The 13096-nt window shown below is 48.9% G+C and carries 13 protein-coding genes; 5 read left to right on the top strand and 8 right to left on the bottom strand.

What is annotated here, in order from left to right; translation table 11 throughout:
• Positions 1–25: 25 nt before the first annotated feature.
• Positions 26–463, bottom strand: a complete 438-nt coding sequence (gene ureE, locus QUB70_RS18250; RefSeq protein WP_332982469.1) for an urease accessory protein UreE — start codon at positions 461–463, stop codon at positions 26–28.
• Between the two features lie 260 nt (positions 464–723).
• Positions 724–1215 (bottom strand): DUF4168 domain-containing protein, encoded by a 492-nt coding sequence (locus QUB70_RS18245; RefSeq protein WP_332982468.1) that lies wholly within the window; start codon positions 1213–1215, stop codon positions 724–726.
• Here QUB70_RS18245 and QUB70_RS18240 point away from each other — a divergent pair.
• The 3 genes from QUB70_RS18240 (at position 1214) to QUB70_RS18230 (ending at position 3157) form a co-directional block, all read left to right on the top strand.
• On the top strand, positions 1214–1423 hold the full coding sequence (locus QUB70_RS18240) for a hypothetical protein (protein WP_332982467.1): 210 nt from the start codon (positions 1214–1216) through the stop codon (positions 1421–1423). The genes QUB70_RS18245 and QUB70_RS18240 overlap by 2 nt on opposite strands.
• A gap of 796 nt (positions 1424–2219) precedes the next feature.
• Positions 2220–2645, top strand: a complete 426-nt coding sequence (locus QUB70_RS18235; protein WP_332982466.1) for a DoxX family protein — start codon at positions 2220–2222, stop codon at positions 2643–2645.
• A complete protein-coding gene (locus tag QUB70_RS18230) occupies positions 2642–3157 on the top strand; it encodes a DUF4385 domain-containing protein (RefSeq protein WP_332982464.1) in 516 nt (171 codons plus the stop codon). The genes QUB70_RS18235 and QUB70_RS18230 overlap by 4 nt, the downstream gene beginning before the upstream one ends.
• A gap of 103 nt (positions 3158–3260) precedes the next feature.
• Here QUB70_RS18230 and QUB70_RS18225 read toward each other — a convergent pair whose 3' ends face one another.
• The 4 genes from QUB70_RS18225 to QUB70_RS18210 form a co-directional block, all read right to left on the bottom strand.
• Entirely contained in the window at positions 3261–3728 is a 468-nt protein-coding gene (locus QUB70_RS18225; protein WP_442927796.1) for a regulatory protein RecX, read from the bottom strand.
• Positions 3729–3842: 114 nt separating this feature from the next.
• Entirely contained in the window at positions 3843–4253 is a 411-nt protein-coding gene (locus QUB70_RS18220) for an AbrB family transcriptional regulator (protein WP_193976103.1), read from the bottom strand.
• 91 nt (positions 4254–4344) lie between these two features.
• Positions 4345–4530 (bottom strand): hypothetical protein, encoded by a 186-nt coding sequence (locus tag QUB70_RS18215; RefSeq protein ID WP_332982458.1) that lies wholly within the window; start codon positions 4528–4530, stop codon positions 4345–4347.
• Positions 4527–4778, bottom strand: coding sequence for a hypothetical protein (locus QUB70_RS18210; RefSeq protein WP_332982457.1), 252 nt, complete (start codon positions 4776–4778; stop codon positions 4527–4529). Before QUB70_RS18210 ends, QUB70_RS18215 begins: the two co-directional genes overlap by 4 nt.
• 314 nt (positions 4779–5092) lie before the next feature.
• Between QUB70_RS18210 and QUB70_RS18205 the strand changes: the two genes are divergently transcribed.
• A complete protein-coding gene (locus tag QUB70_RS18205) occupies positions 5093–5254 on the top strand; it encodes a hypothetical protein (RefSeq protein ID WP_332982455.1) in 162 nt (53 codons plus the stop codon).
• A 443-nt stretch (positions 5255–5697) separates the two neighbouring features.
• On the opposite strand, the gene QUB70_RS18200 is transcribed toward QUB70_RS18205, so the two are convergent.
• Both QUB70_RS18200 and QUB70_RS18195 read right to left on the bottom strand, forming a co-directional pair.
• Positions 5698–7392 (bottom strand): CHAT domain-containing protein, encoded by a 1695-nt coding sequence (locus QUB70_RS18200; RefSeq protein WP_332982454.1) that lies wholly within the window; start codon positions 7390–7392, stop codon positions 5698–5700.
• Between the two features lie 4 nt (positions 7393–7396).
• Positions 7397–7651: a hypothetical protein gene (locus tag QUB70_RS18195; protein WP_332982453.1), complete on the bottom strand. Its 255-nt coding sequence runs from the start codon at positions 7649–7651 to the stop codon at positions 7397–7399.
• A gap of 1414 nt (positions 7652–9065) precedes the next feature.
• Between QUB70_RS18195 and QUB70_RS18190 the strand changes: the two genes are divergently transcribed.
• On the top strand, positions 9066–13096 hold a 4031-nt coding region (locus tag QUB70_RS18190; protein WP_332982508.1), incomplete at its 3' end, for a hypothetical protein.

Genomic DNA, 13096 nt, shown 5'->3' with positions numbered 1-13096 from the left:
TTGCCCCATGCCCCATGCCCAATTCCTAATGGCTGTGCCCGTAAGCACCCATGTCCGGCTGAAACGGTACAATTTCTGCTATTACTTCCAAACCCATTTTTTCCAGCATTCCCTGCAAAACAGAGTCAGGAGAAAGCCTTAAATAATTATCGGCAACTTCTAAAGCTACATGGCGGTTTCCTAAATGATAAGCCGCCCGCATCAGCAGCAGCGGAGTCGAGGCCCGCGCTGTCAGCACCGGTTCGGGTTTTGCGCTTACCAGTACCAAACAGCTACCGTCTTCCGACTGCAATAAATCTCGATCGCGCAGTACCGTACCTCTGGGCAAACTCAGGTGCAGCTTTTCCCCCGTACCCGTCTCGAATCGGTGGCGGCTGCGAGTGCGATCGTCGGCTGTCATCGGTAAAGTAAAGCTGACAACAGCATCGGGATTTGCAGGTAAATGTTTTGTGAATGTTAGCATTTATATGTTCTATTCCTTATAGGAATTCACTTCACATCTAGTTTTTGAGGAATATCTTTTTTATCTCTAATTGGGATTTACAGCGAGTTGCAAAACATTCATCTCTCCGAACCGCTCCCGTTCTGGCTTTGCTACCAAATTTATGTCATTTTGTCAAGCATTTTTTGACAGACGATCGCCTTTTTTTCAAACATTTTTGCATACCGTCTAGTCACTCGAACAATCGAACGGGAGAGGAAGAAAGACTCAAACCCTCAAGCTTATTGATTGCCCGCTTGTTGCAGCCGCAGCAGCTCGGCTTGAATTCGCGCTTTTACAGCCGGATCGGCTTGCTGGAGCAAAGTGAGCTGGTTGAAGCGACTAACTGTCAAGCCATTAGTTTCGATAATTTTTTTAGCTTGTTGGCAGTAATTTACCACAATACCGCGAACATTTCCAGACAGCCTGTTGATTTGGCTAGTTTCGTTGCACACTACTCTGGGCACCGAGCCTCCTGCTAAGCCTTTAATTTCTTGAGAGGCTCCCAGCCGTTTGGGTTCTATTGCTAAGACGGAGCGAGCGTAGCTAGTAATTTCCTGGTTGCTAATCTCTTGAGCTTGGGCTGCTGCTCCGAAAACGAGGCTTGGGGATTGTGCGTGCAAACCGGGCGCCCATCCGCTAGCCAAAGCTGCTGCGGAAATGATGACGGAGAACAGCGATTGCCGCAGCATCCGGTTAAATCCAAATTTAGAGGTGTTGAGTGAGGTGTTCATGGTCGTCGGTGATTGCTTGCGTGTAGATAAAAATGACACAGTGCTTGGAGGCTTAATCTTGGTGAATAATGTGGTGGCTAAAAAGTTCCTGCCTAGGAGTGACAATCTTGAATTCCAGCAGGATGCTTTGGAAGTTGCTACTGCGATCGACTTTTTAGCAAATTCTCTAATTCGATCCACAACTTACGCAACTGGCACATATATATAAGGTGCTCTACTATCCCGAAATCTTCGATAATCGTTCTAGAACTTCGTCCGGGACACCCTACAAGTCGATCGTCCCGTGACTGTTGACCTTAGTCCTATCGCTCCATTCTAACATCCTTGGGAAGTTGACAAAACACAAAATTTAAACATTAGACCTCTTGCAAAAATCCTTTTAATCAAATTTTGGAACGGGCAAGATGCCCGTTCCACAAGGAAAAATGTTTTTTGTGGGATGGGCATCTTGCCCGTCCTAGTTATTTTTGCAAGAGGTCTATTTTAGATTTTGGATTTTGATTCCACGGATAAATCACGTGGCGGGTACCATCAAGAAATTCGCTTGTCAAATTTAGCAGCAATCGCACTCATCAATTCCCTGGATGATTTAATGTTAAGCTGTGACGTATTTGTCGATCGAGAAAATCTCACTGGTTTGGCTGCTAGCCGGGCCCGGATCCGGAACCAAAAATCAGGTTTCACTACCCGAAGATAGAGGCAGCAGCAGGGAACTAGACATTAAAATCTAGGTATCAAAACGCTATCTGTTTTCGGGAATCACCTTTTGCTGCCTTCGATTCGAGTTCTCACTTTCTCTAGTTTGGGGTTGCGAAAACTCCTCTGGGACTTACCCCGAAACCAGGTTTTTCTAGGAAGAAGATTGTTACAGCCACCAGCAAGAGTAGAAAAACCCAGAAGGCTTGAATTTTTGTGCCTCAGTTTTCTTGTCATCTCGATCGCAGATAGCGAATTTTTGCAAGCATTTTCGCAGCAAGTTAACAATTATTAATTACCGATTTCCCATGAAAGCTCAAAAAGAAATTTGGCGAGTTATCCTCGCAGTAGCTATCAGTACCGTAGGCGTACTCCACTTTGCAGTGCCCGCACCCTTTATCAGAATCATGCCGCCCCAGCTTCCTTACCCGGAAGCATTGGTCTATATCAGCGGTTTTTTCGAGATTTTGGGCGGAATTGGGCTGTTAGTTCCTCCTGTCAGCAGGGCGGCGGCGTGGGGATTAATTGCCCTGTTTATTGCCGTGTTTCCAGCTAATATCAATCAAGCCGTCAACAGCATTCCGATAGAAGGGATTCCCCACAACCCATTATTGTATTGGTTCAGGCTGCCTTTTCAAGCTGTCTTGATTGCTTGGGCTTGGGTTTATACCCAACCAGACGAAGGTAAACTGCGGACTTCTATAGTTCCAGATAGAACAGAAAAGGCCCAATGAAGCAGTTCGACTACCATGCGGATTTTAAGAAAATCGACTTTCGAGAGTATCCGGAACTTTATCGGGTGGGGAAAGGAGAACAGGGAGTGCTGTTGGTGGAACCATATAAAGGAGAAATTCTGCCTTTTTGGAGATTTAAGACTCCTGAAATTGCCAGGGAGTCCAGCAGCAAAATTTACTCGTTATTTTTAGAGTATCTCGATGCCGATGATTTTGTGGGAGCCGACATGGCCCGCAAGTTCTTGCAGATGGGGTATACTCGATCGCGCCGCTACGCCAACCACAAAAGCGGTCGAAAATACCAGCAGAACCCTCAAAAGCTGAAGTCTGTTGCAGAGCAAAGCGCTGCTCGAAAAGATATTTTGCCGCTACAAGCAGATCCGGAGAAAGCAGAATCCGCCGCCATTTTTCAAGAGAAATGGATGCTGGCCAAAATCAACGAGAAATATCTCCAGCTTTTAGCCAGACACCGGCAGATGTACGAATCTTCTTTAGTCAAGTCTGAGGATTGACATACAGTTACAAAAACTCAGAACTCACAATGCGGCCCCCAGACAGCAGTGCAGTTGTGCTTGACTATCTGGGGGCCTCATCGATCGAGGGTTGTCCTATAACTTACTCATCTTCTTCTTCGGTCTGCCACTGCCGCCAAATTTCAAAGGCATTAAAACCCCTGTATTGCAGGTAATTCAAGACTTTTCCCTTGGTTTTCGGATCTGCTTTACCCCAAGTATCGATCTTGTATTTCCGCATGATTTTGGCTTTTAATTCCGCCAGTTTTTCTGTTTCGGAGTCCTGATTTTCGGCAATTTCTTCTTCCCAGACTTGCTCGAACAAATCGCTGGTAATTCCTTTTTGCAGGCACTTGCGCTTGATGGCCGACTTCCCGTATTTGCCTGTTGCAGAGGCGATCGAGTTTGCCACCAAGCGAGTGTCAGACTGATAGCCCCGGTCTTGAATTTGCGCGATCGCCTCCAATATTTCATCATTGCCAAAACCTTTCTCTTGCCCCTTTTTGCGAAGTTCAGAGGCACTGTAGTCTTTGCGGGACAAGAGAAAATAGAAATAGTCAAGACAGCTCATCAGTTAAAGCGAAGGGTAGCGCGCAAATACTCGTGTAGCGAATGCCAAATCCAGTCGCCTTGCTATCGGCTGACTGCATCGCGTGAAGCGAAGCTATCCCGCAGGGAATCGCCTCTATTCTTCTGTATCCTCCTCTTCATCTTCCAATTCCACATCCGGTCTGTCCACATCGATCTGAATCAAGCGAATGTGCTTGTATCCGAGTTTAATTTCAAACTCGTCTCCCGGCTTTAATCCCATTTCTTGGGTATAATTCGCCCCGATCACGATCGAGCCATTCTTGTGAACGCTAGCTCGATAACTCGCTTCTCGCCCGCGTCCGTCTGCTTTCGACTTCTCTAGCTCAATGCCCTTAGCAGCTAGCACTGCATCGTAAAACTCAGCCAGATTAATCCGCGTTTCTCCACTTTTGCTGACAGTGAAGTAGCCGCAAAGCTTTGCAAGTTCTCTGCGCGGCAAATCGCTGCCTTTGATTTTTTGAAGCAGACCTTTTCCTGTTAAGGGTGCTGTAGCTGTTTCTGCCATTGACCGTACCTCGCTTATTGGACTTTACTTATATCAATTACAACACATTAGATTAACTTTGTTTCACTGTCAATACTAAGAATTCTGAATATTAAAATTCTGGATAAATTTCTGCGGTCTCAAGACCGGGGGTGCAAGTAAGGATGCTCGAAGGGCGATCTATTTGCCGCTCGATGCCCAAATGCTTGCGTAAGCCTTGCAAGCGATCGTGCTGGGAATTATTGTCGCAAATTAAATGCTTTACTTTTTTACAGTAAAGTCTGTTCGCTGCATTCACCAATCCCCGCTCCTGTCTGCGGTCAAGGTAAAAAGCCAGACAGCCATGAATCGAAATACATAGAGCGCGGATACGGCAAATCTGCGGCCAGCAATTACCGGCGCGGGGTTAAATTTTACCTCAACAAGGGGAGACAGCACTTGTTCTCGATGCCGCTGCCAGCTACTTGCAAACCCTGTTTTTCGGGCTGCGAATCCCCTCAAAATGCCAAATACCGAGGAGCAATCTTCTATTAAGGGGTTTGGCATATAACTTGCACAGAACGCAGTCCGGGGAAGGCAATCCGGTAAAAATTGAAGCAAATTTCACCTGTTCGTTGAACTGTTTTTAGCTTAAACCAGGCTCAATGGGCGCGGCGGCATTCTCCATCGCCCAGCCACATTGAAGGAAATAGTTTCAATGGGGCTCCATTGCTTCGTCACTCTTGACGCTTCGCCGCTTTCTCAGTAGGGTGCGACGGGGCGATCGGGAAAATCTTCCTCCTCATGCCCAAAGCGAGAGAATTTGAGGTTCTTTCCACAGGGGAATTGAAAAAGAGCGAGTTAAAAGCGCAACAGCTTAAATGTTGAATGCACTACAAATTAGCAGCGGTTCCCGGCATGGAGTTTCAGTAGAAATGACTGGTTTCCACTCGTTGCCTGCAAACTGCCAGACTCTCAAAATTTATCCGCAAGCTGGAGGGGCAGGCCAAACTCACAGCCGCTTCCACAATTACTTATTGTGAAATATAGCAACCGCTCTGGCGGTCAAGACGTTCTTAATTGTTCAGGACTTACGCCTGATAAACCCGGTTTCTGCGAGAAATCTTGGTTTAATAGCGAAGTATCTACGAAGAAACCGGGTTTGGGACCCGCCGCGTGCGTCCAGGACTATTGTTGTCACTCTTGCTTTTATTGTCTGGTGCCGAATGACGAATGCTCGATCGAGCAGTCCCGGACTTACTCTCTCGACGAGAAACCCGATTTCTTTCTAGACGCTTGGTTGCCCAGCTTCTGATTTTGGGTAGAAACCGGGTTGATGAGCTTAAGTCCGAAATGCGATCGAGCAGCATATTATTATTAATAAATTTTCCAGCAGCCGATCGCGAAAAAAGCCAGCGACAACCGCAGCTCGTTTGGAGCCAGGGCAAGCAGCCCCAAACTCAGCAGTGCGATCGGATCTCGCTTTTTAGTGGCGCTGTTGCAGGTAATTTTGCGACAGGGGAGTCCGTACCGTCGGCAGTAACTCTTCCGGTTTCGTGTCTCGCGGGTGCCAATGCCGCCACCCAAAAAAGCCCGCACTCAAAGCAAGGGGCAACAAGCAAAGCGTCAGGGCAAAACATTTTTTCAAGCCCGGATTTTTTAACGGTTTCTCAGCCGGTTTAGTGGCGCCGCTTGCTTGGATAACCGAAGACTCAGAATTAGGAGAGGAGGGCTTCGCCGTCTCTGAGTTCGGTGAATCAGCAGCAAAGGGCCGATCGTTCTGGTGAACCCAATTCCTGCGATCTTTTAATTGGTCGGGAAAATATTCCCAGACTTCCGCCTCAGAACTGTCTGACTCATCCGATCGATTGGCTGGCATTGGCGGGTATTGGGCGATCGCCGAAAGCGAAGACGGCGCCTTCCATTCTGTACCCGCGACCGCCGACTGCGTTCCCGACGCGATTATTTGCACTCCCAGCCCGGATGCGGCGCTTTGGGCCCCGGCTCCGGTCAGATAGCCGTCAAAGTCCGGGTGCTGGTAGAGAATGGGCAAAGCCCAGTATAACTGGTGAGAACCGTAGGCAGAAATTAGTCCGGCCCTGGCCCGGCTCAGGCTGAGATCGACTGGATAGCCTTGATTGAGGTTGCGGTAAAACAGCCGCGTGAGAGTTAAGGCTACATCGTCGGGGATGCTTTCTGCCATTGCCAGCACTGCCGGAATCCCCCGCTTGACTAGAGCTTCGGTTAAGTTGCGTTCCGGGCTGTCGTCCGCGAGATCGGAGGGGTCGCCGTAGGCTCCCCGGCAGGAGTTGAAAACGGCCATCTGAATGCCGTTGTTGACGAGCAATCCGGCTAAGTCGTCGCCGCTCAAGGTTTCGGTTAAGCCGGTGCGGCTGCTGACTAGGTAGAGTTCGCCGCCTCTGGAACCTAAGTTGCTGTGACCTGCGTAGTGCAGGACTTGGTAGTGTCCTTGTTCTAGGGCTTGGGTAAGCTGTTCTCGATCGGGCTGTTCGAGAATAGTCAGTTGAATTTCCGAGTGGGGGCTGTTTTTGAGGGGGTTAAGGGTGCGGTTTTGGAGTTCTTGTTGCAGGTGGAGCACTTCTCGCTTGAGCTGCAAGCTGTCTCGATCGCTCGGAGAGGCGATCGCCATTAAAATTTTTAGCGGCCCGCTACAGGGAAGTACCCGGCTTTGTTTGAACAAACTTGTACCTGGTTGGTAGCGGGAAAACACGACATCGGTGCCGGTTGCCAAAGGGCGATCGCCCGCGTGCAGAACTTCCCACGGCAGCCGCGGCAAGCGCCGACCTTTGAGTCCGAGCCGTAGTTGCAGCACTTCTCGGCGGTGCTGGGCGATGCCTTGAGCGCAAGTCCAGCTATCGCGCAAGTTTCCTTGAAACAGCCCGCTGTATAATTGCTGCCCGAGGGCTACTAAATTCGGCGCTGAGTTTTTTTCCGATCGCGAGAGTCCGCGACCGCCAGCACCGATTCCCTGTACTGCTTTTCCCTGGAGCAAGCCCACAAGCGGGTCGTTCATCAGTTGAGCCGACAGTGCAAGCCATTCGTCGATCGGCCAGCGGACTTGTTGTTCTGCTAAGGGTACACCGGGTGCAACCCTTTCTGTCCGCACTAGATATTCGTCGTCCCCAACTGGGGTAACAGAGAGTGTAAATTCCTGGCTCACCGATTTAGCGCCCTCCCGCCTTAATTGTGAATTTGCCTGCGTTTTTGCAACTAGCAATAGCGATCGGCAAACTGATTTTTACTCTTTCAATCAAAGTTTCTGAATGCGCTTCCCCCGATCGGGCGAGTGCTGGACTCAAATATATTTGTTCAAACACTTTTAGGGTATAAAACTTGTACTTTAATAACAGTTTATTAGTTTTGATTGCCCTGTGGCTCGGTGAAAGCCAAATTTTCTCCAATTTTGCTATCTTTAACATTTTGCACCTCTACCGCAGACCCCTGTACATTCATCGCGAACTTGAGTTGAGCATTGCTGAGTAAAGTTAAATTTGAGGCACTTTACCAGGCGGATCTCTAGTTCTTATTAAAATTACTTCGGCTCCCGCCAACCGGTTTCAGGGCAATATGGGAGGCAAAGTTGAGTAAAATTTTTTGGGCGGCGATCGGTCGATCTGTCCTAACCGCTTATCCTCTACCACTAACCCCCCCATCAGAAATCTTGATTTTGTGTCAATTAATTAATTGGTCAGCCCTCCGCTCTCATCCGTAAGCCCTCCGCCCTCATCTGTAAGCCCTCACCGGCGATCGGTAATCGATAGTTGACCATTGATAATTGCTAATCGCTCATTGCTAATTTACCGCTTCCCTGTTATTGGGATTTTTTTGTTTAACTGCATTCATCTAGTTAAAATTAAACAGCAAAAATAAAGTTTATGAGCCAATAATTCTCTACAATACAACGGCAATAAAATTATTTTATTCCTCTCAAGAAACAAGCATTTTATCATCGAGATGACTAAGCCTCATCAAGCCAGTTTCTCGGAGAATTATTGGGGAAAAGCAATCCGACACCTACAAAGCAACCGGGTTTCTCAGGCCGGCCCTGCGTCATTCCCCCTCCAAATGCCGATCGAGCTTGCAACTGCAACCAAAAACAACTCCTGCGTTTGTTACTGTTTGTTTCGGGATTTTACAATCTGTCTTGAGATAGATAAAGTTTTGCATATTTGTTAGTGAAAAACGGAAAAAAAAACTTTTTGCTCAGTTCGCTAGGATTGAGATCAAATTGTCCGAGAGAAAATTAAAACCAATATTTTCCCGGGCGAACTATCTAAATTTCTAATTAATCATCGGGAACTAAAATTAGGAAGGTGCAGTCGTTTATTAAATAAATTCAAATCCTAAGTCAGGGAAGGATTTGTCTGAGCTGGGAGTATTAGAAAACTTCAATGCACCCAGGCTCGATCGCGGAAAAAGCAAGGGAAAAATTTAGGGGAGAAAGGTTTTGGGTAGTTATGTGGGAGTTGTGAGTGGCGAGTTTAAATTCTGATAGTTCACTGTAGAAATTACGTAAACAACCTACACTTCGGTGCATTTCGGCGCAGCTTACTGTAGAAATTACGCAGAACATCAAAAGCGCTAGGCGCTTCGGCGCAGCACTTACGGTGTGGGTGGCGGTTCAATTATTTTTACTGCGCAATTGCAGAATAGAAAACTCGCAACTGCTAGAAATAACCGCCTTTCAGTTTAAAGAGCATCTATAACAGAAAGGTGGGGACACCAGATCCTCTAGCAGGAGAAAGTATGAAGTTAGATTTCTTTCTTCTACTGCTTCCTGTTTGCTGATAAATTGATTCTAAGAAGCTTACCAGTTGTTGGGAAATATCAAAGATGGAAGAAGAAATGTTGTTAGGAAATGTATCGGGAACACTTTTTCCCGATCGAGATGAAACGAAAATTCCTGACATGACAAAAACCAGCTCATCTACCGTGCAAAATATGCCGAATTCTAATGCAGATTTAACAAGTGCTTTGCCTCTTGGCGTCGATGACGGCGCACCAGAGTTCCCGCTTTCGGCCAGCGAGCTCGATCGCCTCGCAGCTTTGAGCAACACCATCGCTAAAAATTTCGACAGCGGGTTAGCCCAGTTAATTGACGAAGCGATCGCAGAAAACACCGGCAGCAGCAGTAACGGCAAAGTGGCGAATCAGTTTAACGGCGTACCCGAAGAAGGCGCTGAGAATAGCCGCACAATTGCTGAATTTAACGGCGTACCCGAAGAAAGTGCAGGCGACAAAAAAGATGATGACAGCGGCAGTGCTATCGAGACGATCGAAGGCAGCGATGACGATGACTTAATTGTCGCCACCACCAGCGCTGACAAGTCGATATTCGGCAAAAAAGGCGATGACAAAATCAAAGTAAAGCGCGGCAAAAATAAAATCTACGGAGGTAAAGGTGACGACGATTGCCAGGGCGGCGATGACGACGATGAAATAAAGGGCGATCTCGGCAAAGACAAGTGCGACGGCGGCAAAGGCGACGACAACATTAATGGCGGTAAAGACAACGATACTATCTTTGGCGGCAGCGGCAAAGATACCTGCAAAGGCGATGACGGCGATGACTGGGTGCACGGTAACGACGGAGATGATGACGTTGACGGCGGCACCGGCAGCGATACCATCTACGGTGGCAAAGGCGACGACAAATGCGAGGGCGGTGAAGGCAACGATACCGTCACGGGCGATCGGGGCAACGACAATGTTAGCGGTGGCGACGGCGACGACAACGTTAGCGGTGGCAAAGATAACGATACCGCGATCGGCGGTGCGGGCAACGACGTTTGTATGGGCGACGACGGCGACGACAGCGTTAGCGGCGGCGACGGCAACGATACCCTGATGGGGGGTACGGGCAACGACGTTTGTATGGGCGACGACGGCGACGACAGCGTTAGCGGCGGCGACGGCAAAGATACCCTGATGGGGGGTACGGGCAACGACGTTTGTATGGGCGACGACGGCGACGACAGCGTTAGCGGCGGTGCTGGCAACGATACCGCGATCGGCGGTACGGGCAACGACGTTTGTATGGGCGACGACGGCGACGACAGCGTTAGCGGCGGTGCTGGCAACGATACCCTGATCGGCGGTACGGGCAACGACGTTTGCCAGGGCGACGACGGCGACGACAGCGTTAGCGGCGGCGACGGCGACGATACCCTGATGAGCGGTGCGGGCAACGACGTTTGTATGGGCGACGACGGCGACGACAGCGTTAGCGGCGGCGACGGCGACGATACCCTGATGGGCGGTGTCGGCAACGATACCCTCGTTACTGGCGACGGCAATGACATGGCAGACGGCGGCGACGGCGACGACAGCGTTGTCGGCGGCGGATCTGGCGACGATACGCTGATGGGCAATACTGGCAACGATACGATCGTTGGCGGTACTGGCAACCATACCTGTGTCGGCGGTGCTGGAAATGACGTTTTTGTCATCAGTAACACTACCACTCCCGGCAGTTCAGTCATCACTGACTACACAGACGGCAGCGACAAGTTTCTGCTGTTTGGCGACTTGAATTTTAGCAGCTTGTCCTTTGTACAAGTCGGCATCAATACCGAAATTCGCAGCAGCAGTAACTTTGTGCTGGCGCTATTGTTGAATGTCAACGCGAGTATTCTGAAAGCTGGCAGCTTTTTGGGAGTTACCGCTCCAACTCCAACTCCAACTCCAACTCCGACGGTGATTAACACCCCTTTGCGAGTGGAAGCTAATAATAGCCTGATTGCCGCTTCCGGTGGCAGCCAAACTACCATTACTTCTGAGTTGTTGCGGTTTGTCGGTGGCTCGCAAGGTGCTAGCGGCACAGTCTTCAAGCTAACCGAGCTGCCCGATGCTACAACCGGGCAACTATTCTTTAAGGGAGTCGCCGTAACACAACTCGGTATTACCTTCACTCAAGCAGACATTAACCTCGGTTTGTTGACTTTCCAAGCGGCAACAGGTTTTATCGGTGCGGCTACTTTTGGTTTTGAAGTTAGCAACGGCACAACCGTTGTCACCGGCCAACGTTTTAGCTTGAAAATCGAGCAAAATGTCTTTAAGTTTGCTGGCAATACAGCTCCTCAAGTTATTGTCGGTTCGGCGACACTCGATAACGACATCGAAGGCGGCGATGGTGACGATGACATTACAGGCGGTAAGGGCAAAAACAAAATTAAAGGAGACAAAGGCAAGGACAAGATTAAAGGCGGTGATGGCGATAGTGATATCGACGGCGGCGATGACGATGACGATATCGAAGGTGGCCTCGGCAAAGATACAATAATCGGAGGCAAAGGCAAGGACAAAATTAAAGGCGGCGATGGCGATAATGATATCGACGGCGGCGATGATGATGACGATATCGAAGGCGGTAAGGACAAAGACAAAATCATCGGCGGTATTGGCAATGACAAGTTAACCGGAAATGACGGTGATGACACGATCGAAGGTGGCGCAGGAACCAATACTCTCATTGGGGGTGCTGGAAAGGATAGCTTTATTTACCGCACTTCCCGTCAAGAGATTACAACAGTTGCAGAGTCTGACTTAATTACTGACTTTAATGTCGATGACGATGTTTTAGAGTTCTCTACCGCAGCTTTTAATCTCAACGTTACTAGCTTGACCCGAGTGGCGATTACTGCTACTTCTGTTGTTGGAATCATCGGCAGCAATAATTTGCTCGACTTCAGCGACGATATCAGCGTTACTAGCATCGCCACTTTGCAAGCGCGGTTTGCAGCTTTGGGCGGCAACCCAGACGCACCTACTTTCTGTCAGTTTACAGATGCCGCTACCGGTCGTTCTGTGCTGGTATTTGCTGTTGGGGCGCGCTTTGAAATTGTGACCAGTTTCTCGGTGAAATTTAGCCTGCAAGTCACGAACTTTGTCTTCACCGGTTCATCGCTAACTGTTCCTGTCGGTACTTCCGGCCCTGATATTTTCAATTTCGGTACTTTTCCAGCGGCAATTAAAATCGATGGTTTAGCAGGCGATGACAACATCATCGGCAGCAATTTCAACGATACGATTAACGGCGGTGACGGCAACGATACCATCACCGGCGGCCTCGGCTTGGATTTCCTAAGCGGTGGCAGTGGTGCGGATCTCTTTGTTTACAGGACAACTAAAGAAGGCGGCGATAAAATTACCGACTTTACTGTTGGGGTTGACAAATTCCAGTTTGCTGCGAGCGAATTTGGCAATTTGACTACGACTAACTTTGACGGTGTTAGCGGTTCAACTCCTGACATTACTGGCAAAGAGTTGGTGATTTTCACGGGCGGAACCTATGCCACTGTGGAAGCTGCACAAGCGTCTGCTTTGGGCAATTCTACAACTGCTGGTTTCTTCGCATTTACTAATGCGTCGAACGAGACTGTGTTGTATTTTGACTCGAACGGTACCGTAGCCGGTGGTTCTACCTTGATTGCAAATCTGGGTACTGCTGCTAGCAATCTGGGAACGGCGGACTTTGTATTTACAGGTACGATCGCATCTTCTGGTACTAGCACTACTACTTCTGGTAGCGTTGTCGATTTAACTGCTGCTGGCAACACTTTCCCAGTAGCCTTTAACAATTTCGGTTCTGGTGCTGGCGGTTACAATTTCACCACGCCTGTGTTGTTTACCGGAGATGCTGCTGCTAACAGCGTCACTGGTACTGAGTTTGCTGACATCCTCACTGGCGGTAGCGGTGCAGATATTCTGACTGGCGGTTCTGGTGCGGATCTCTTTGTTTACAAGGCGGCAGGTGAAGGCGGCGATACGATTACTGACTTTGCCTTCGGGGTTGACAAATTCCAGTTTGCTGCGAGCGAATTTGGCAATTTGACTACGACTAACTTTGACGGTGTTAGCGGTTC

The organism is Microcoleus sp. A003_D6 (genome assembly GCF_036702825.1).
Taxonomy (GTDB): domain Bacteria; phylum Cyanobacteriota; class Cyanobacteriia; order Cyanobacteriales; family Microcoleaceae; genus Microcoleus.
Note: the sequence above shows the minus strand (reverse complement) of the source record. Positions and strands in the feature narration are given on the sequence as shown.

Excerpts from the sequence above, each read along its gene's own strand:
- QUB70_RS18195 (WP_332982453.1), bottom strand. The coding sequence starts at position 7,651 with ATGTTAAAGATAGCAAAATTGGAGAAAATTTGGCTTTCACCGAGCCAC.
- QUB70_RS18205 (WP_332982455.1), top strand. The coding sequence starts at position 5,093 with ATGTTGAATGCACTACAAATTAGCAGCGGTTCCCGGCATGGAGTTTCA.
- ureE (WP_332982469.1), bottom strand. The coding sequence starts at position 463 with ATGCTAACATTCACAAAACATTTACCTGCAAATCCCGATGCTGTTGTC.
- QUB70_RS18240 (WP_332982467.1), top strand. The coding sequence starts at position 1,214 with ATGGTCGTCGGTGATTGCTTGCGTGTAGATAAAAATGACACAGTGCTT.
- QUB70_RS18210 (WP_332982457.1), bottom strand. The coding sequence starts at position 4,778 with ATGCCAAACCCCTTAATAGAAGATTGCTCCTCGGTATTTGGCATTTTG.
- QUB70_RS18245 (WP_332982468.1), bottom strand. The coding sequence starts at position 1,215 with ATGAACACCTCACTCAACACCTCTAAATTTGGATTTAACCGGATGCTG.
- QUB70_RS18230 (WP_332982464.1), top strand. The coding sequence starts at position 2,642 with ATGAAGCAGTTCGACTACCATGCGGATTTTAAGAAAATCGACTTTCGA.
- QUB70_RS18235 (WP_332982466.1), top strand. The coding sequence starts at position 2,220 with ATGAAAGCTCAAAAAGAAATTTGGCGAGTTATCCTCGCAGTAGCTATC.
- QUB70_RS18220 (WP_193976103.1), bottom strand. The coding sequence starts at position 4,253 with ATGGCAGAAACAGCTACAGCACCCTTAACAGGAAAAGGTCTGCTTCAA.
- QUB70_RS18225 (WP_442927796.1), bottom strand. The coding sequence starts at position 3,728 with ATGAGCTGTCTTGACTATTTCTATTTTCTCTTGTCCCGCAAAGACTAC.